Raw genomic sequence first — 17,018 nt, 5'->3', positions numbered from 1 at the left:
CATGCGCATTGGCATCAAACTGATGCTGGTCGTTGCGGCAGCCCTCGTGGCTGCCGCACCGGCGCACGCACAGCGGCAGAGCCTGGCCGACCGTGTCGGTTCCCTCGAGCAGCAGATGTACAACAACAGTGCCAACCAGGACCTGTTGAACCAGATCAATCAGCTGCGGCAGCAGGTCACCAGCCTGCAGTCGACCCTCGAGCAGATCCAGCACGAAAACGCCCAGCTCAAGCAGTCCGCCCAGGACCAGTACCTGGATCTGGACAGCCGCCTGAACCGGTTGGAAGGGGGCAATGCAGCGCCGGCCCTGCCGCCTGTTCCGGCCACCTCGTCGACGGCCCCCGCGGCCCCGGCGCAGCCCACTGCAGCGGCCACTTCCGAGCGGCCGCCTTCGGTGCATGGCGACCCGGGCAGCCTCGCGGCGACCGGTGATGAACGCACCTCGTACAACGTCGCCTTCGATGCCCTCAAGGCTGGCAAGTACGACGATTCGGCACAGCTGTTCCTGAGCTTCCTGGAGCTGTACCCGAACGGCGTCTACACCCCCAATGCGCTGTATTGGCTGGGTGAGAGCTACTACGCCACCCGTAATTTCCCGATGGCCGAGACCCAGTTCCGCGAACTGATCTCGCGTTATCCCACCCACGACAAGGCCTCCGGCGGCCTGCTCAAGGTTGGCCTCTCGCTGTATGGCGAAGGCAAGGTCGACCAGGCACAGCAGACCCTGGAAACCGTCGTGGCGCAGTACCCGGGCTCGGACGCCGCGCGCACCGCGCAGGACCGCCTGCAGTCGATCCGCCTGGGCAAGCAGATCCGCTGATCCGCTGACCCGGCGTACAATACGTAACCTGTAGAGCCGAGCCCATGCTCGGCTGCTTTCGTTTCCGGCGCCTGCTGATCCGGCCGCCCGCCCCATGAAGAATTGCCCGCCATGACCGCCGTTTCCCCGTCCGCCGCCGTCGCTACCCCCAGCGAAATCGTGCAGTCGCCGCTGCCCCGGCTGAAGATCACCGAGATCTTCACCTCGCTGCAGGGCGAAGCCGATACCGCCGGCTGGCCGACCGTGTTCGTGCGCCTGACCGGCTGCCCGCTGCGCTGCAACTACTGCGACACGGCCTACGCCTTCCACGGCGGCACCTGGTGGGATATCGACGACATCGTGGCCGAGGTGCTGGCCCAGGGTGTGCGCCATGTCTGCGTGACCGGCGGCGAGCCGCTGGCGCAGAAGCGCTGCCTGGTGCTGCTGCAGAAGCTCTGCGACGCCGGCATGGACGTCTCGCTGGAAACCTCCGGCGCGCTGGACGTCAGCGCGGTCGACCCGCGCGTGTCGCGCGTGGTCGACATCAAGACCCCGGGTTCGGCCGAAGCCGCGCGCAACCGTCTGGAAAACCTGCCGCTGCTGACCGCCCGCGACCAGATCAAGTTCGTCATCTGCAGCCGCGAAGATTACGACTGGGCCAAGGGCATGCTCGCCGAGCACGACCTGGTGAAGCGCTGCACCGTGTTCTTCTCGCCCAGCAAGGGCGAGATCACCGCGCGCCAGCTGGCCGACTGGATCGTCGAAGACCGGCTGCCGGTGCGCTTCCAGATGCAGCTGCACAAGATTCTGTGGAACGACGAGCCGGGCCGATGAGCCCGGGCGTGGTGCCCTGATGTAGTTCCGGCGCGGGACAGCGTGCTGGCTTTCCCCTCCCAACCGGAAGTTTTACCCATGAAGAAGGCAGTCGTGCTTCTCTCCGGCGGCATGGATTCAGCCGCCGTCATTGCCATGGCCCAGGAACAGGGCTTCGCCGTGCATGCCCTGAGCGTGCGCTATGGCCAGCGCCACACCTCCGAGCTGGACGCCGCTGTGCGCGTGGCCAAGGCCCAGGGCGTGATCGCCCACAAGACCGTGGACGTGGACCTGCGCAGCATCGGCGGCTCGGCCCTGACCGATGACATCGATGTGCCCGAAGCGGGCGGCGAGGGCATCCCGGTCACCTACGTGCCGGCGCGCAACACCATCATGCTGTCGCTGGCCCTGGGCTGGGCCGAAGTGCTCGGCGCCAACGACATCTTCTGCGGCGTCAACGCCGTGGACTATTCGGGCTACCCGGATTGCCGCCCCGAGTTCATCGCCGCCTTCCAGGCGCTGGCCAACCTGGCCACCAATTCGGGCGTGGAAGGGGCGGGCATCACCGTGCACGCGCCGCTGCAGTTCCTCAGCAAGGCACAGATCGTCAGCGAAGGCGTGCGCCTGGGCGTGGATTTCGGCCTGACCGTGTCCTGCTACAACGCCGACGCCAACGGCGCCGCCTGCGGCCACTGCGACGCCTGCCGCCTGCGCGCGCAGGGCTTCGCCGATGCCGGCGTAGCCGACCCGACGCTGTACGCCTGACGGTAGTGCCGGCCGCTGGCCGGCATTCGAACCAGCCCCCGGTGGGTGCGAACCGGCTCTTGGTGGGTGCGAACTGCTCCCCCGGTGGGTGCGAACCGTTGGTTCGCACGCTCTCCGCCGGGCATGGCCCGGCGCTACCGGCCTGCTCTGGTCGATGCGAACCGGCTCTTGGCGGGGGCGAACCGTTGGTTCGCACGCTTTTGCCCTCCCACCCAGCCATCAAAGTAGGTTAAAATGCCGACCCCGCCGAAAGGCAGGGTATGCACGGGCCGTTAGCTCAGTCGGTAGAGCAGAAGACTTTTAATCTTTTGGTCGATGGTTCGAATCCATCACGGCCCACCATTGCGAGACAAGGGTTTCGGAGCAATCCGGAGCCCTTTTTCTTTTCCGCAACTGGTGAATTTTTCCGCAAAAGCAGGCGGCTGACTCAACCGTGCCTATGGCACCCAACTTTTCTCAACGGCCAAAGTCTGGGGCTACCGAAGCGAATTCGGTCAGAAGGGGACGTCTGAGTCCAAGACAAACTTGCCCTCGTACCGCGCTCTGGCCCGAAGGAGTTCCCTGATGGTGCTCATTGCCTCCTTGTCATTTTCGAGCGCTTCTACTACCTCGTCCGAAGCGTCGAGGGAGATCAACAGCACGTCCACCCTACTACCCAGCCTGACTCCCTCGACATTGTTTCGCCCGAGACCGAGCTTTTCGGCTCGCAACCAGAGCCTCCATTTGGCACTGTCGAACGGCATACTTGCCCCCCCCATGTCGTAGCAAGGAGCAGTAATTACATGATGTTTGTTGAACTGAAGCGCGTTGGCGCCATTCTTCTCGCCACCGTGGCTCTGGGCAGTACTTCGGTCCAGGCAGCCGAAAAAGCGGGCGCAACGCAGGGGAATGCGGGGACGCCGGCATCAGCAAGAGCAGACGGGGTGAAGTCGCCAGAACGCTGGTACTACCTGGGCAGCAGTGCGTCTTCCAAGACCTATATCGACAGGCAGCAGAAGCTGCGACGTGAGGGTGACACCGTCACGCTGTCGATCCGCCAGGTGCTTGATACCGTACCTGACGATCTCAAGGTTCATCCCCGGACCCGATATATGGATGTCCGATCACGCTATGACTGCAAGAAGCACACCGTGGCCCATCTCTCGAGTCTGGAAATCAGCGCAGACAACGAGTATCTCGGGGGCGAACCCAGGCCGCTCGATCCTGTGCCGGTGCATCCGGGCACACTGAATGCCGCGGTGATGGACGTCGCCTGCTCGGCGGGTTGAGCCCGCGCCAGGCTTCAGCGTTGCGCTGCAATTCGCTGCGCAACGCCGTTCAATATCAGATCAACGCGCGCCATGAAGTCCGCACGATCATCATGACGCGGACCACTCCGGGCTGATTGATCACCGATGTAGCGTGGCCTACTTCGCGTCGGCATCCTTGGCTCGTTCCGCCTCACGATCTGCTGCGGCCTGCGCGGCAATCGCCGCTGCATTCGCGGCAGCATTGGCAGAACGCTCCACTGCAGCGCGCTCCGCATCGATCTGTGCCCGCCGCTGGTTGCCGAACTTGCGCTCCATTTCCATCGCAGCAGTGAAGCTGTCGGGGTGTTTCGCGGCGCAGGCCTGCTGCACCAGCTGCAGGGTACGATCCGTCAGGCCGGGCTGGATGTTGCCCAGCAGGCAATCGGCATACGGCGCGGATGCGGCCGGGCCTGCCGCCAGCGCAGCGATGATCAGTGCATTCAACATGCGAACCTCCTTGTAAGTACCAAGTGACTTTACATCGGTCCGGCCCAGACATGGGCCGGTACTCGATGACGATGCAGTTACTCCGGCCGCACTTCCCGGCATACCAGTTCGGCCAGCCCACGGCAGGCCATGAACAGTCCATCGACCACGCCTTCGTCCAGATGACGATCGGGTGTGGCCATCAGCCGGCAGCGTTCGGCGGCGTGCAGCATTTCCGCCACGGTGAGCATGCCGACGGCTGCGCGTTCCACGCGGGCCATGGCCTGTTCGCGGCCCGGCGGCAGGGTGGTTTCCGGCCAGAGCAGGCCATCCGCGCCGTCGCCATCGCGGATGCGTTTGAGGCATCCCCAGAACGTGCTCAGGTCGGGTGTGGGGTTGTCGCCATCGTCGTTGCCGCTGTTGCTGGTGGGGTAGGGAGCATGGGGTGGACGTCGGTTCATCTCGATTTCCTCGGATCCAGGGCGGTAACGCCACCGCGCGGATGCGGGTGGCGGACGGTGCATGGCTGCAAGCCGGGAAGACAAATCGCAATGACCGGCGGGTCCAAAGACCCCCACGCACCGCCCGCCATAAAGGCCGACGGATCACCCGCCGGCACGGTCCGGAGACAGTGCCGACGGGTGAGCGCAAACAACATGCGATTTGTCTCCCCGGGCTTGCAGGCCCGGTGCCACCCGTTGTCGGTGGCACGGCATGTTGGTTACGCTCGCGCCTGGAATTCAATCGGAGTTTTCCGAAAGACCTGCGAGGTCCAGACGCACAGAGAGAGTGTCGCAGGCATGTCTGACGCCGCAAACGACAGCATTCGACGCATCTGCTGCACTGCTTGGTTGATCACGTTGGTAAATGTCGTGAATAGCACTGCGTGAGCCTTCTGTTGTGAGGCGGCGCTTGTAAAGCTGGCTTCACTATTTCTTTGGATGGCGGCTGGGCGGGTGGGCTTGAGGCCTGGTTTTCTGTGCGTATGCGACAGGGTCGAGGAGGGTTGTGTTTGGGCCGCCCGCTCGCGCAAAGAGCAGCCGAGCATGGGCTCGGCTCTACAGACGTCATCGCGCGGTTGGTCATCCACGCATGGCGTGGATCTACTTGCGTCGGTTGAGAACGATCGCTGCGATCACGGCGGCGATGCCGACGGGGATCAGGACAACCGCCAGAACGATGATCCAATGCCAGATGCTGAATCCACCCATGTTCCAACTCCTTGTAGGGAAGCGTGCAGGGTAGCATCCGCTGGCACCGTGAGACCTCGAAGCGGTCGAAGCATTGTCCAGCGTCGCAGCAGATCTACAGGTATGCGAGGCCCAACTTCTGCCTCGGCGGAGTTTGCAAGTTTTCTCATTCCATCAGGGAGTTGCCGGGCGCAGCGTTGATGTTGCACGGAACGCGTGGATGGATGCGTCTGATTCCGTGCCACACTTCCAATGAGGACCTGGCGAATGAAAACTGCTCTGTGTAGTTCGTTTCTCCTTGCCGCCATCGTGGGATTGAGTGGCTGCAGCCCTGTAAGTTATGAGGTGTCCGCCTCCTGCGAATCCAGCAAGAGATGCAAAGTGCAAGGAAAGGTGAGTGGAACCTTCGGAGGCGGAAAGAAGGATATGCCGCTTTATCAGCGATTGCTTAGCTTGGCTTCGACTGAAATTCCTGACGCCGCTGATTTCGCGATTGACATCAGTGGGTCATCCGTCGCTTTTCCGGGCGCGGGTATCACCAAGCTACGGCTTGTTGATGAGGCCACGGGAGTAGAGGTCGCTTCGCGTGATTTCGCCTGGATGCGAGCAGGGGACACGCTGCGATTGAGTGATCCAAACGCCGTCAACGCCTGGGTGGCCTCTGACGGCGGAAGTGCCACATCGCTTCGCTACACCATGGGGCAGATTGACGTGGGTGCGAAGCCTGGCCCCAACACGATCAGTGTGGCATCCCAGTACAAGGGTGTAAGCCGAGCCGCAGCGAGCTCCGATTTTGTCGCCTGCACCATATACCCATCGCCTTATCCGTGCCGACAATAGGGCGCTGCCATGGTGGATTGCCAGCGAGCGGCACGTTGGTGCTGCTCGCTGCGCTTCTTCTTCCTGGCTGTGCGCCTCTTCGCCTGCCGCCGCGGACACTCGTCGGCGATGAAGGGGCTGCAGGAGTACTCATCCGCCGCATCGGGTTCCACCACACCCTTCAGACCTTTTCGATTCTGCCAGGCCCTGAATCAACGGAACTTCCCACATTCATGGCCCACTGCGATACCCGCGGCGTCCATGTCCAGGTCTGGTCGGCCGTGCACGATGCGCAGCAGTCCTCTCGGGTGTGCCACGTCGCGGCGCAAGCGGCGGCGGCCTCGCTCGAAGCCGCAGGAATACCCGGAAAGCGCATGGACTATCGGGTCACGCTGGTCAGCGACGGCGGAGGCACATGGAGGCATCCAAGCCGCCGACGAGGCGATACGCCGTCGCTCGCTTTCTGGTTTCCTGTGCAGCGCGTTCCGAGCGACCGGGAGCTGGCGCGTATTGTCCGGACGACCGCGCATGAGTTCCACCACGTCGGATGGGCCTTGAACGGATCACCACGACGGGTCTGGGCTGATGAATCTGCGGCCTATGCCACAGGTTCCTGCACGCAGCTCGTGGTCCTCGGACGGCTCCATAGGCAATGGCTTCCGCGCGCGCACGACAGACAGGACGATGCTGTTCACGACCAAGCGGTCACGCGGTCCTCAAGAGCGGGGGCGGACCTGCATGCCCGCCTGCTTCCGTTCTTCGAAGGGAATGAGGAAATCCATCGGGAGTCCACGGCAGGCAGGGCGGTGATGGCGTGGTGTCAGGCCGTGCGGTCTGCGCGCTGAGGTGCTGTTCCGATGACGTTCGGCGATTGTGCCGGGAAGTGGAATGATTCCCCTGGGAGCGCATCCACGCATGGCGTGGATCTACTGGACATCAGGTAGGGGATGCGAATCACGGCATAGCGTGCCGAATCCGCCAACGCCCCCCGCCATGGCGCTATGCTCGGCTTCTTTCCCAGGATGGGTCGCTCCATGCGCCTGATCGTGCTGTCGCTGTTGTTGTCCGCCGTCTCCGCCACACCGCTGATGGCTGCCGAGCCGGCGCCGAACATGCAGGCCGCACCCGCCAGCCCGCTGGTGATCGGCGAGACCTTCACCATCGAATCGAAGGCATTGGGCGAAACCCGCCGCATCAACGTGTACCGCCCGCAGCCCTGGGGCCTGGACCCGAAGACGCCACTGCCGGTGCTGTACATGCCCGACGGTGGCATCGGCGAGGATTTCCTGCACGTGGCCGGCCTGGTGCAGGTGCTGAGCGGCAACGACAGCATGCGTCCGTTCCTGCTGGTGGGCATCGAGAACACCGAGCGCCGCCGCGACATGACCGGCCCCAGCAGTGACCCGGAGGATCAGAAGATCGCACCGCGCATCGGTGGTTCGGCCGCCTACCGCGCCTTCCTGCGTGACGAACTGATGCCGCAGGTGCGCCAGCGCTACCCGACCACCGACGAGCGCGCGCTGATTGGCGAATCGCTGGCGGGCCTGTTCGTGGTCGAAACCCTGCTGCAGGAACCGACGCTGTTCAACAGCTATATCGCGCTGGACCCGAGCCTGTGGTGGAACAAGGGCGCGCTGCTGGCCTCGGCACCGAAGCTGCTGCCGGCGGTGGCCAAGGCCAAGCCGCGCGTGTTCCTGGCCAGCAGCGGACAGCCGGAGTTGGCGCAGACCACGCAGCAACTGAGCGAGCTGCTGCAGGGCGCGTCGCCGTCGCTGCAGGTTGACTACCAGCCGTTCCCGCAGGAAACCCACGGCACGGTCTACCACCCGGCGGCGCTGCAGGCGCTGCGCACGCTGTTCCCGGCCCACCCGCCGGCCCAGCCTTGATAGCGCCGACGACCACAGGAGAATCGCGGATGAAGCACGGACGTGGATGGAGTGCGGTGATGTGCCTGGCACTGGCCGGGTGCGCGATGTCGGTGGCACCACCGGCGGCGCAGGACGCACCGGAGCAAGGGGCGGCAGCAGCCACCGCCACGCCCGGCGTGGTGCTGCCCGATACCGAGGCGCTGCGCGTGCACGATCCGGTCGGCCGCGATTACCCGATCTGGGTTGCTTTGCCGGCCGACTATGCGGCCCACCCTGAAAAGCGCTATCCGGTGCTGTACGTGACTGACGCGCTGTACAGCTTTCCGCTGGTGCGCAGCGTGCGTAACCTGGTGGGCCAGCAGGGCGTCAACATCGAGAACTTCATCCTGGTCGGGCTGCCGCCGCAGGAAGGGCTGGCCTCCAAGCAGAGCCGTTCGCGCGATTACACGCCCAGCAATCCCGTGCGGAAGCCTGATGGCTACTACAGTGATGACGTCACCTACGGCGGGGCCGCGCATTACCGCGACTTCCTGGCCGCAGAGGTACTGCCGATGATTGACGCGCGTTACCGCACCGATCCGGCACGACGAGCGTTCGCAGGCCATTCCTATGGCGCGCTGTTTGGCGCCTACGTGCTGACCACCCAGCCGGACCTGTTCAGCACCTACATCCTGTCCAGCCCTTCGCTGTGGTTCGACCAGCTGTTGCTGCCGCGCATGCAGGACAGTGCCGTCATCCCGGCACAGCCGACCCGCGTGCTGTTGTCGGTGGGTAGCTACGAAACCGTCAAGCCGGGGCCGCGCTACTCAACCGGCAACGACATGCTGCAGCAGGCCGCGGACTTCACTGCGCAGCTGCAGCGCAGTGGCCGCAAGCTGCAGGTGGACAACGTGGTGATCGAGGGTGAGGACCATCTGACGGTCTACCCGCGGGTGATCACCCGCGCGTTGCTTGAGGTGATGCCGGGTGAGGGGCCGTACACCGGTGGTTGATTGCAGGTTTCATCCACGCATGGCGTGGATCTACTGGGCAATGAGGTAGATCCACGCCACGCGTGGATCAATGGGCCTTAGGCCGCCTGCGCGTCCGGGCCGGTCAACACGCCGGCATCGGCGTGGCGGAAGCACAGCCGGATGGCATCCAGCAGTTCGCTCATGTTGTACGGCTTGGGCAGGAAGTGGATGCCATCACGAAGCTGCGGCAGCACGGCGTGCTGGTCCATGCCCGAGGTGACCAGGATCGGCAGCTGCGGGTACAGGCCACGCACGTGGTTGGCGGCCTCGATGCCGCTCACCAGGCCCAGGTTGACGTCGGTGAACAGCAGGTCGAAGCGCTCACCGGCGGCGAGCAGGCCCAGCGCGGCTTCGGCCGAGCTCACGCCCACCACGTGGCAGGCCTGGCTCTCCAGCGCCATGCGGCTCAGCTCGCGGGTTTCCTCGGCATCCTCGATCAGCAGGACGCGGGGTTCAACGTGGCGCTTGGACAGCAACATGACGCGACAACTCCGGACAGCAGGGGTGAAATGGCGCGCAAGTATGCTCGACCGTGGGGTGATACCCGCGTGCAGGGGGGGCTAAGGCGGCGTTACAGCACGCTTTCGGCGCACATGCAGGCCTAATACGACAACGGCGAGTACCGCCGTGCCGATGCGCAGGCTGGTGGCCTGCCAGCCCAGGGCGACTGCATCGTCGAGGCTGAACACGTTCCAGGCCAGGTTCATCGACACATGCAGGGCCAGGCCGCACCACAGGGTGTCGCCGTCCAGATGGTCGAGCCAGGCGAAGATGAATCCGCCCAGGGCGATGACCGCGCCGACGAACAGGGCCACGCCGCCGCCCTCGAAGCCGCCGAAGCCCAGCCAGTGCACCATGCCGAACAGCAGCGCCTGCGGCAGCGCCAGCAGGGGCCAGGGGCCGCGCACGATCTTCAGCAGCAGCACGAAGCCGAGGCCACGGAACAGCACTTCCTCGGCCAGCGGGAACAGGACGGCCAGCATGCTGGCGTCCAGCGCGGTCAACGCGGTATTCGGCGTGCCAAGCATGGCCAGGCCCAGCCAGCACGGCAGGCTGGCCAGCAGCACCCAGGCCGGTCCGTTCGCGCCGTTCCAGCGCAGGCCGAGGCTGGCCGCCAGACCCACGCCGCGGGGGCGCAGCAGGGCGGCAAGCAGCACCGCCACCAGTACGGCCAAGGCGTTATCGAGCAGGCTGCCGCCATAGGGCATGGGCAACGCCGGGATGGGCAGTCCGACGGCGGCGCTGAGGTCACGCAGGTTCAGGCCGAGGCCGACACCGAGCAGCACCAGCAGCACGCGGGCGGCGTTAGGCAGGCGGGACGTCTGGGGCATGCGCGCAGTCCGTGCGGGATGAAGCCGCAGTGTGTGCGGCCGGCCGTGCGCGGGCACGCGCCGTTAGTCCCTGTGCCATCGGTCATGTTGCCGGACAGTCATCGATGGACAGGTACAGTCGAAGGCTGACCATCAGGAGCGACGCCCATGCAGTGCCCCGTGTGTACCACCCAGACCCTGCAGATGGCCGAGCGCCATGGCATCGAGATCGACTACTGCCCGGGCTGCCGCGGCGTGTGGCTGGACCGCGGTGAACTGGACAAGATCATCGAACGCGCCGGGGCTGCCGTGCCGCCGCCGGCACCGGTGCAGGCCGCACCGCAGGTGGCACCGCCGCCGGTGATGCATCGCGATACCCGCCATCTTGGCCAGCGCCAGGATGAAAACCGTGGGCAGTACGGGCAGGGTTACAAGAAAAAGAAGAAGGAAAGCTTCCTGTCGGAGCTGTTCGATTTTTGACGTTTTTGTAGAGTCGAGCTTGCTCGACTGTTGGCGGCAAGAGCCAGTCGAGCATGGCTCGACTCTACAGAACAGCAAGAGCCAGTCGAGCATGGCTCGACTCTACAGAACAGCAAGAGCCAGTCGAGCATGGCTCGACTCTACCGCCGCCGCAGGATGAACTCGCGGTCGCGCGTGCTGCCGACGATGAAATCGTACTCGCCGGCTTTCTCACAACCGTAGCGCGCGTAGAAGCGCTGCGCGGCGAAGTTCTCCTCCCACACGCCCACCCACAGGGTGCGGCGCTTGGGCTGGTCGAGCCAGTGGATGAAGGTGTCCATCAAGCGCGTGCCGTGCCCGTCGTTCTGGTAGGCGGCCAGCACGTACAGCCGTTTCAGTTCAATGTCGCCCTCGCGCGCATCGGCATGCGGCAGGGTATTGGCACCCGCTGCCAGATACCCGGCCAGACTGGTGTCGCCATCCAGCAGCAGCCAGATCGCACTCTGCGGATGCAGGAGCTCTTCGCGCTGGGCATCCAGCCCGTAATGCGTCTGCAGAAACTCATCCAGTTCCTGCGGTGGGTACGAGTCACCCCAGGTTTCAACGTAGGTGGCGACGGCGATAGCGGTCAGCGCTTCGACATCGTCAGGTGTCGCGCGACGGATCTGCAGGGACATGGTCAACGCCGGTGGAGGGAGGGAGCAGTGTAGCGGGCCCGGTGTCTGCCGGGCCCGTCACGAGGTCTGAAGGGCTCAGAACCACATACGCACACCGGCTACCCAGCGCGTATCGCGTGCGTGGTCACCGGCAGCGTCGGCCGCATCACCGAAACTGCGCTCGTGGCTGATGCCGATGTACGGCGCGAAGCGGCGGCTGAACTCGTAGCGCAGGCGCAGGCCGGTCTCGACCTGGTTCAGGCCGCGGCCGATGCCGTATTCCGGTTCGTCCTTGGCTGCCAGCGTGGCTTCCACCACCGGCTGCAGGATCAGCCGGTTGGTCAGCAGCACCTCGTATTCCACATCGGCCTTGGCCAGCACCTGCCCGCCGGAGCCCAGGTAAAGCGTGGCCGAGCTTTCGAACTTGTACGGTGCCAGGCCCTGGATGCCGAGGGCGGCCCAGGTGCGTGAATCGGCGGGGCGGAAATCCTGGCGCACACCGACCAGCACGTCCCACCACGGCGACACGCTGCGGCCATACAGCGCTTCCAGCGACGAAGACTCGGTGCGGCTGGCACTGCGCTCGCCATCGCTGCGCAGCCACAGGCGGTTGATGTTGCCACCGATCCAGCCGGTGGCTTCCCAGGCCTGGCCGTTACCGTTCCTGCCATCCCAGTGTTCCAGCCGATCGATCAGCAGCAGGCTGTTGATCTCCGGCGTGTGCTGCATGGCGCCGTGGTCGATGGGCGGGAAGGCGGCGGCGCGGTCGGCGTCGGTGGGCACCGGGATGGGTTCGCGCGGTTCACTCGGCGCGGGCATGGGCATCTCGTGGCCCATTGCCGAATGGTCCATCTGCGAGTGATCCATCGCGCCGTGGTTCATGCTCGAATGATCCATCTTCGAGTGGTCCATCTTCGAATGGTCGACCGGCGCCTTTGCGGGCGCGGCCATGTCATGGCCGGCATGCGCGTCATGCGACTGCGCGAACGCGGGCAGGGCAGTGGCCAGGCCCAGGGCCAGCAGGCTGCGGGAGAGGTGACGGCTCATTCTTCGATCCTCACTTCGCGCATCATCCCCGCTTCCATGTGGTACAGCAGATGGCAGTGGTAAGCCCAGCGGCCGAGCGCATCGGCGCGCACGCGGTAGCTGCGGCGGGTGCCCGGCGGCATGTCCACCGTGTGCTTGCGCACCTGGAATTCGCCCTGTGCGTTTTCCACGTCGCTCCACACGCCGTGCAGATGGATCGGGTGCTGCATCATGGTGTCGTTGACCAGCACGATGCGCATGCGCTCGCCGTAGTTCAGCCGCAGCGGTTCGGCGCTGGCGAAGGGGATGCCGTCGAACGACCAGGCGAACTTCTCCATGTGCCCGGTCAGGTGCAGCTCGATCTCGCGGCTGGGTTCGCGCCCATCGGGGTCTTCGAACAGGCTGTGCATGGCGCCGTAGGTCAGCACCTGGCGGCCGTTTTCGCGCAGGCCGATGCCGGGGTCATCCAGCTTCGGTTCGCTGGCCGAACTCTGCATGTCCACCAGCGGGTTGTTGCGTTCGCTGGCGGGGTGCTTCGGTGCCTTGCTGGCGCTGGCATCACCGTGGGCGCCGTGGCCCATGCTGGCACCGCAGCCGCCTTCCATGCTCTTCATCGATGCCATGTCGTGGCCACCGTGGCCACCCATTTCATGCCCCATGTCGGACATCGTCAGCAGTGGGCGCGGGTCGCGCTGCGGTACCGGTGCCTGCAGGCCATGGCGCACGGCCAGGGTGCCGGCGGCGAAGCCGGTGCGTCCCATGTCCTGGCAGAAAATGGTGAAGGCATCCTGGCCGGTCGGTTCCACCAGCACGTCATAGGTCTCGGCCGGGGCGATGCGGAACTCATCGATGCTGACCGGATGGATGTACTGGCCGTCGGCGGCGACCACGGTCATCTTCAGGCCGGGAATGCGCACGTCGAAGTAGGTCATCGACGCGCCGTTGATGAAGCGCAGCAGCACCTTTTCGCCGCTGCGGAACAAGCCGGTCCAGTTGCCGGCCGGGGCTGTGCCGTTCATCAGATAGGTGTAGGTGTGGGCGTTGACGTCGGAGATATCGGTGGGCGTCATCCGCATCCGGCCCCACATGCCGCGGTCGGCCACGGCGGCCGACCAGCCATCGCGGCGCACGTCGCGCACGAAGTCGGGCAGGGTGCGCTTGTAGTAATTGTCGTGCTCGGCGAGCTTCTTCATGCGCCGGAACAGCGCGCCCGGGTCCATGTCGGTCCAGTCCGAGAGCAGGATCACGTGCTCGCGGTCGTGGTGGTACGGGGCCGGTTCGGCCGGGTCGATGATGAGCGCGCCGTACAGGCCGGCCTGCTCCTGGAACATCGAATGGCTGTGGTACCAGTAGGTGCCCGACTGCTTCAGCTGGAAGTGGTAGTGGTAGGTCTCGCCGGGGCCGATGCCGTTGAAGCTGAGGCCGGGCACGCCGTCCATGTTGGCCGGCAACAGGATGCCGTGCCAGTGGATGGAGGTGGGGTGGCGCTCGAGCGTATTGCGCACGAACAGGTCCACGGCCTGGCCTTCGCGCCAGCGCAGGATGGGCGCGGGCAGCGAGCCGTTGACGGTGATCGCCGGGCGGGTGCGGCCGGTGAAGTTGGCCAGCGACTCGCCGATGGCCAGTTCGACGCGGGTATCGGTGAGCACGGCCGGTGAGCCGGCCAGGCGCGGGGTGGCGCTGGCCGCAGCGAGCGCGCGCTGCGGCACGCCGATGGCGGTGGCGCCGGCGACCACGCCGCCGGCGGCCAGGCCCTGTACGAACAGGCGGCGCGACGGCATGGGCAGGCCGCCCGGGCCGGGGGGAATGCGGGTATTCATGGGTGACTCCAGACACGGGAAGGCGCCAGCAGCTGGCCGACGGCGGTACGCGTGGAATCAGCCGATGGGAGGGCGTGAGATGGGCGGCAGCGGCGGTGCCGGGCGGCCAGCGCCGGGCATCGGCTGCGGGGCCAGCGACAGTGCCGGGCCGGCCAGGAAGGGCTGCGGCTGCACGGCCAGGAGCGGGTGCTGGGCGCAGCTGCGCACGCAGTCCTTGATCTGGCAGTGGGCGTCGTGGGCCGGGGCTTCGGCGTGCGGGGCGGGCTCGGCCTTCATGCCGGCGTGGTGGTGGCAATCGCCCTCGGCCGCCTCGGCGGTGGCCATGGCATGCGCCATCTGGCCCATCTGCTCGTGCCCGCTGGCCATGGCCGCGTTCAACCCGTTGAGCAACAGGCTGAGCATGAGCACGACGCGGAGCAGGGTCGAGGCGAGGGACATGGACGTCAATTTAGCGGCAAGCGGCGCGGGATGCACTTCTGCCTGAATGGATGGTTCAAGGTTGGAGCGGCACCAATGTAGAGCCGAGCCCGTGCTCGGCTGCTTCTGCGGCAAGGGCAGCCGAGCATGGGCTCGGCTCTACAAAGGCATGCACCGCATGCGGTAGCGCCGGGCCATGCCCGGCGAGCGCGCAGCGCGGGACGCCAGAACGGTCAGCCTTCCTCGCGCACGATCTCCACCAGGCGCGGGCCGTAGCGGCTCAGCTTGGTGCCACCGATGCCACCCACCCGGGCCAGTTCGTCCAGGCTGGTCGGCCGCTGTTCGGCGATGTTGCGCAGGGTGCTGTCGTGGAAGATCACGAAGGCCGGCACGTTCTGTTCGCGGGCCAGCTCGGCACGCAGGCCACGCAGGGCGTTGAACAGGGCCAGGTCCTGCGGCAGCACCGACAGGCCGGTGCGCTGCGCGCTGCGCTCGCGGCCGCCGGTGGTGCTGGCGGCATCGCGGCGCATGCTGATTTGGCGGCGGCCGGTCAGCACGTCGCGGCTGGCGTCGGTCAGGCGCAGGCCGCCGTGGCCCTCGCTGTCCACTTCCAGCATGCTGGCGGCCACCAGCTGGCGGAACACGCTGCGCCAGGTGCGCGCATCGAGGTCGCGGCCGATGGCGTAGGTGCTCAGCTTGTCGTGGCCCTGCTGCTTGATCTTCTCGTTCTCGCTGCCGCGCAGGATGTCGATCAGGTGGCCGACGCCGAAGCGCTGGCCGCTGCGGTAGACGCAGCTCAGCGCCTTCTGCGCGGGGATGGTGGCATCCCAGGCGGCGGGTGGGGTCAGGCAGTTGTCGCAGTTTCCGCAGGGCTGCGGATAGGTCTCGCCGAAGCCGGCCAGCAGCACCTGGCGGCGGCACTGCATGGATTCGCAGTAGCCCAGCAGGTGGTCCAGCTTGGACCGCTCCAGCTGCTTGCGCTCCTCGCTGGCCTCGGACTGCTCGATCATCTGCTTGAGCAGCACCACGTCACCCAGGCCGTAGCACAGCCAGGCCTCGGCGGCCTCGCCATCACGGCCGGCGCGGCCGGTTTCCTGGTAGTAGCCTTCCATCGACTTGGGCAGGTCGGTATGCGCCACGAAGCGCACGTCCGGCTTGTCGATGCCCATGCCGAAGGCGATGGTCGCGCACATGACGATGCCGTCCTCGCGCAGGAAGCGGCGCTGGTTGTCGGCGCGCACTTCCGGCGGCAGGCCGGCGTGGTAGGGCAGGGCATTGAAGCCCTGGCCGCAGAGGAATTCGGCGGTCTCCTCGACCTTGCGCCGCGACATGCAGTAGACGATGCCGGCCTCGCTGCGGTGGCCGCGCAGGAAATCGGTCAGCTGCTTGCGGGCATTGTCCTTCTGCACCACGGTGTAGCGGATGTTGGGGCGGTCGAACGAGCTGACGAAGTGGCGGGCCTCGGCCAGGTCCAGGCGCTCGGCGATCTCGCGCTGGGTGGGCGGGTCGGCGGTGGCGGTCAGCGCGATGCGCGGGATGTCCGGCCAGCGCTCGTGCAGGACGGTCAGCTGGCGGTACTCTGGGCGGAAATCGTGGCCCCACTGCGACACGCAGTGCGCCTCGTCGATGGCGAACAGGGCGATGTGGCTGCGTGAGAGCAGCGACAGGAAGCGGCCGGTCAGCAGGCGCTCGGGGGCGACATAGAGCATGTCCAGCTCGCCGGCCAGCAGCTCGCGCTCGACGCGGGCGGCGGTTTCGCCATCCAGGGTCGAGTTCAGGTATTCGGCGCGCACGCCGAGCTGGCGCAGGGCTTCGACCTGGTCCTGCATGAGGGCGATGAGCGGGGAGATGACGATGCCGACGCCATCGCGCAGCAGGGCCGGGACCTGGTAGCACAGCGACTTGCCGCCGCCGGTGGGCATGAGGACAAGTGCGTCATGTCCGGCAGCCACGTGCTCCACGATGTCCTGCTGGGGACCACGGAAATCGTCGTAACCAAAGACGCGTTGGAGCAGATCGTGCGCGGGACGGGAAGCCATCCAGCTAGTTTACCCCGGCGGGGGTGTCTCGGCAGGGCTGCGCCCCACCCCCGACAGTTTCCCGCGGCTGTTGGTGGGTGCCGACCGTTGGTCGGCACATCTGTCAGATATCGACAAACAAAGAGAGGTCAGAGCCCGTTGCGTAGCAACGGGATCCGACCCCAGGGTTTGCCGGCAGATCGCTGGAAACTGTCGAAGGCGGGTGGGTCCGGTTGAGGGGGTGTGAGCCGCATGGATGCGGCGACCAAGCCCCCATGGATGGGTTTACGGCGTCCCCCGCAACCGGCCCCACCCCGCCAACCCGCAGGA

At 66.0% G+C, this 17,018-nt stretch carries 18 protein-coding genes and 1 tRNA gene; 9 read left to right on the top strand and 10 right to left on the bottom strand.

The window, feature by feature from the left end:
• The first annotated feature begins 1 nt into the window (after nucleotide 1).
• From ybgF to ACVOK1_RS12440, 4 genes are all read left to right on the top strand, one after another.
• A complete protein-coding gene (gene ybgF / locus ACVOK1_RS12455; RefSeq protein WP_108769722.1) occupies nucleotides 2-820 on the top strand; it encodes a tol-pal system protein YbgF in 819 nt (272 codons plus the stop codon).
• 111 nt (nucleotides 821-931) lie between these two features.
• Entirely contained in the window at nucleotides 932-1,633 is a 702-nt protein-coding gene (gene queE / locus ACVOK1_RS12450) for a 7-carboxy-7-deazaguanine synthase QueE (RefSeq protein WP_108760530.1), read from the top strand.
• A 78-nt stretch (nucleotides 1,634-1,711) separates the two neighbouring features.
• Nucleotides 1,712-2,377 (top strand): 7-cyano-7-deazaguanine synthase QueC, encoded by a 666-nt coding sequence (gene queC / locus ACVOK1_RS12445; RefSeq protein ID WP_481562248.1) that lies wholly within the window; start codon nucleotides 1,712-1,714, stop codon nucleotides 2,375-2,377.
• A gap of 266 nt (nucleotides 2,378-2,643) precedes the next feature.
• Nucleotides 2,644-2,719, top strand: a tRNA-Lys gene (locus ACVOK1_RS12440).
• Between the two features lie 152 nt (nucleotides 2,720-2,871).
• Here the strand turns inward: ACVOK1_RS12440 and ACVOK1_RS12435 are convergent.
• The gene (locus tag ACVOK1_RS12435) at nucleotides 2,872-3,120 is read right to left on the bottom strand and encodes a hypothetical protein (RefSeq protein WP_481562247.1); all 249 of its coding nucleotides are present in this window, start codon (nucleotides 3,118-3,120) and stop codon (nucleotides 2,872-2,874) included.
• Nucleotides 3,121-3,159: 39 nt separating this feature from the next.
• Here ACVOK1_RS12435 and ACVOK1_RS12430 point away from each other — a divergent pair, with 39 nt between their 5' ends.
• Nucleotides 3,160-3,645: a surface-adhesin E family protein gene (locus ACVOK1_RS12430; RefSeq protein WP_481562246.1), complete on the top strand. Its 486-nt coding sequence runs from the start codon at nucleotides 3,160-3,162 to the stop codon at nucleotides 3,643-3,645.
• Between the two features lie 138 nt (nucleotides 3,646-3,783).
• On the opposite strand, the gene ACVOK1_RS12425 is transcribed toward ACVOK1_RS12430, so the two are convergent.
• Nucleotides 3,784-4,113: a hypothetical protein gene (locus ACVOK1_RS12425; protein WP_481562245.1), complete on the bottom strand. Its 330-nt coding sequence runs from the start codon at nucleotides 4,111-4,113 to the stop codon at nucleotides 3,784-3,786.
• 77 nt (nucleotides 4,114-4,190) lie between these two features.
• A complete protein-coding gene (locus ACVOK1_RS12420; RefSeq protein WP_108769716.1) occupies nucleotides 4,191-4,553 on the bottom strand; it encodes a hypothetical protein in 363 nt (120 codons plus the stop codon).
• 996 nt (nucleotides 4,554-5,549) lie between these two features.
• Here ACVOK1_RS12420 and ACVOK1_RS12415 point away from each other — a divergent pair.
• From ACVOK1_RS12415 to ACVOK1_RS12405, 3 genes are all read left to right on the top strand, one after another.
• On the top strand, nucleotides 5,550-6,122 hold the full coding sequence (locus ACVOK1_RS12415; protein WP_481562244.1) for a hypothetical protein: 573 nt from the start codon (nucleotides 5,550-5,552) through the stop codon (nucleotides 6,120-6,122).
• A 1,013-nt stretch (nucleotides 6,123-7,135) separates the two neighbouring features.
• Entirely contained in the window at nucleotides 7,136-7,987 is an 852-nt protein-coding gene (locus ACVOK1_RS12410; RefSeq protein WP_481562243.1) for an alpha/beta hydrolase, read from the top strand.
• Between the two features lie 29 nt (nucleotides 7,988-8,016).
• Complete coding sequence (locus ACVOK1_RS12405) at nucleotides 8,017-8,961, top strand: alpha/beta hydrolase (protein WP_481562242.1); 945 nt, start codon at nucleotides 8,017-8,019, stop codon at nucleotides 8,959-8,961.
• A 77-nt stretch (nucleotides 8,962-9,038) separates the two neighbouring features.
• On the opposite strand, the gene ACVOK1_RS12400 is transcribed toward ACVOK1_RS12405, so the two are convergent.
• The gene (locus ACVOK1_RS12400) at nucleotides 9,039-9,461 is read right to left on the bottom strand and encodes a response regulator (protein ID WP_108747225.1); all 423 of its coding nucleotides are present in this window, start codon (nucleotides 9,459-9,461) and stop codon (nucleotides 9,039-9,041) included.
• 81 nt (nucleotides 9,462-9,542) lie between these two features.
• Entirely contained in the window at nucleotides 9,543-10,313 is a 771-nt protein-coding gene (locus tag ACVOK1_RS12395) for a CPBP family glutamic-type intramembrane protease (protein WP_481562241.1), read from the bottom strand.
• A 147-nt stretch (nucleotides 10,314-10,460) separates the two neighbouring features.
• Here ACVOK1_RS12395 and ACVOK1_RS12390 point away from each other — a divergent pair, with 147 nt between their 5' ends.
• Nucleotides 10,461-10,772, top strand: coding sequence for a TFIIB-type zinc ribbon-containing protein (locus ACVOK1_RS12390; RefSeq protein WP_333628216.1), 312 nt, complete (start codon nucleotides 10,461-10,463; stop codon nucleotides 10,770-10,772).
• Nucleotides 10,773-10,912: 140 nt separating this feature from the next.
• Here the strand turns inward: ACVOK1_RS12390 and ACVOK1_RS12385 are convergent, their stop codons facing one another.
• The 5 genes from ACVOK1_RS12385 to recQ all read right to left on the bottom strand — a co-directional run bounded on the left by ACVOK1_RS12385 (nucleotide 10,913) and on the right by recQ (nucleotide 16,709).
• Nucleotides 10,913-11,428 (bottom strand): N-acetyltransferase family protein, encoded by a 516-nt coding sequence (locus ACVOK1_RS12385; RefSeq protein WP_481562240.1) that lies wholly within the window; start codon nucleotides 11,426-11,428, stop codon nucleotides 10,913-10,915.
• A gap of 75 nt (nucleotides 11,429-11,503) precedes the next feature.
• Nucleotides 11,504-12,454 carry a copper resistance protein B gene (locus tag ACVOK1_RS12380; RefSeq protein ID WP_481562239.1) on the bottom strand — a complete coding sequence of 317 codons (951 nt, stop codon included), beginning with the start codon at nucleotides 12,452-12,454 and terminating at the stop codon, nucleotides 11,504-11,506.
• The gene (locus ACVOK1_RS12375) at nucleotides 12,451-14,253 is read right to left on the bottom strand and encodes a copper resistance system multicopper oxidase (RefSeq protein WP_481562238.1); all 1,803 of its coding nucleotides are present in this window, start codon (nucleotides 14,251-14,253) and stop codon (nucleotides 12,451-12,453) included. Before ACVOK1_RS12375 ends, ACVOK1_RS12380 begins: the two co-directional genes overlap by 4 nt.
• A 57-nt stretch (nucleotides 14,254-14,310) precedes the next feature.
• Nucleotides 14,311-14,691 (bottom strand): CopL family metal-binding regulatory protein, encoded by a 381-nt coding sequence (locus ACVOK1_RS12370; RefSeq protein ID WP_481562237.1) that lies wholly within the window; start codon nucleotides 14,689-14,691, stop codon nucleotides 14,311-14,313.
• Between the two features lie 212 nt (nucleotides 14,692-14,903).
• A complete protein-coding gene (recQ, locus tag ACVOK1_RS12365) occupies nucleotides 14,904-16,709 on the bottom strand; it encodes a DNA helicase RecQ (RefSeq protein WP_481562236.1) in 1,806 nt (601 codons plus the stop codon).
• Between the last annotated feature and the right edge of the window lie 309 nt (nucleotides 16,710-17,018).

It is taken from the genome of Stenotrophomonas sp. STEN087, from assembly GCF_056759115.1.
Note: the sequence above shows the minus strand (reverse complement) of the source record. Positions and strands in the feature narration are given on the sequence as shown.

What these genes read in the sequence shown, in the direction of transcription:
- ACVOK1_RS12390 (WP_333628216.1), top strand. Translation starts at nt 10,461, where the DNA reads ATGCAGTGCCCCGTGTGTACCACCCAGACCCTGCAGATGGCCGAGCGC.
- recQ (WP_481562236.1), bottom strand. Translation starts at nt 16,709, where the DNA reads ATGGCTTCCCGTCCCGCGCACGATCTGCTCCAACGCGTCTTTGGTTAC.
- ACVOK1_RS12395 (WP_481562241.1), bottom strand. Translation starts at nt 10,313, where the DNA reads ATGCCCCAGACGTCCCGCCTGCCTAACGCCGCCCGCGTGCTGCTGGTG.
- queC (WP_481562248.1), top strand. Translation starts at nt 1,712, where the DNA reads ATGAAGAAGGCAGTCGTGCTTCTCTCCGGCGGCATGGATTCAGCCGCC.
- ACVOK1_RS12380 (WP_481562239.1), bottom strand. Translation starts at nt 12,454, where the DNA reads ATGAGCCGTCACCTCTCCCGCAGCCTGCTGGCCCTGGGCCTGGCCACT.
- ACVOK1_RS12370 (WP_481562237.1), bottom strand. Translation starts at nt 14,691, where the DNA reads ATGTCCCTCGCCTCGACCCTGCTCCGCGTCGTGCTCATGCTCAGCCTG.
- ACVOK1_RS12410 (WP_481562243.1), top strand. Translation starts at nt 7,136, where the DNA reads ATGCGCCTGATCGTGCTGTCGCTGTTGTTGTCCGCCGTCTCCGCCACA.
- ybgF (WP_108769722.1), top strand. Translation starts at nt 2, where the DNA reads ATGCGCATTGGCATCAAACTGATGCTGGTCGTTGCGGCAGCCCTCGTG.
- ACVOK1_RS12435 (WP_481562247.1), bottom strand. Translation starts at nt 3,120, where the DNA reads ATGCCGTTCGACAGTGCCAAATGGAGGCTCTGGTTGCGAGCCGAAAAG.
- ACVOK1_RS12400 (WP_108747225.1), bottom strand. Translation starts at nt 9,461, where the DNA reads ATGTTGCTGTCCAAGCGCCACGTTGAACCCCGCGTCCTGCTGATCGAG.
- ACVOK1_RS12385 (WP_481562240.1), bottom strand. Translation starts at nt 11,428, where the DNA reads ATGTCCCTGCAGATCCGTCGCGCGACACCTGACGATGTCGAAGCGCTG.
- ACVOK1_RS12430 (WP_481562246.1), top strand. Translation starts at nt 3,160, where the DNA reads ATGATGTTTGTTGAACTGAAGCGCGTTGGCGCCATTCTTCTCGCCACC.
- ACVOK1_RS12420 (WP_108769716.1), bottom strand. Translation starts at nt 4,553, where the DNA reads ATGAACCGACGTCCACCCCATGCTCCCTACCCCACCAGCAACAGCGGC.
- ACVOK1_RS12405 (WP_481562242.1), top strand. Translation starts at nt 8,017, where the DNA reads ATGAAGCACGGACGTGGATGGAGTGCGGTGATGTGCCTGGCACTGGCC.
- ACVOK1_RS12425 (WP_481562245.1), bottom strand. Translation starts at nt 4,113, where the DNA reads ATGTTGAATGCACTGATCATCGCTGCGCTGGCGGCAGGCCCGGCCGCA.
- ACVOK1_RS12415 (WP_481562244.1), top strand. Translation starts at nt 5,550, where the DNA reads ATGAAAACTGCTCTGTGTAGTTCGTTTCTCCTTGCCGCCATCGTGGGA.
- queE (WP_108760530.1), top strand. Translation starts at nt 932, where the DNA reads ATGACCGCCGTTTCCCCGTCCGCCGCCGTCGCTACCCCCAGCGAAATC.
- ACVOK1_RS12375 (WP_481562238.1), bottom strand. Translation starts at nt 14,253, where the DNA reads ATGAATACCCGCATTCCCCCCGGCCCGGGCGGCCTGCCCATGCCGTCG.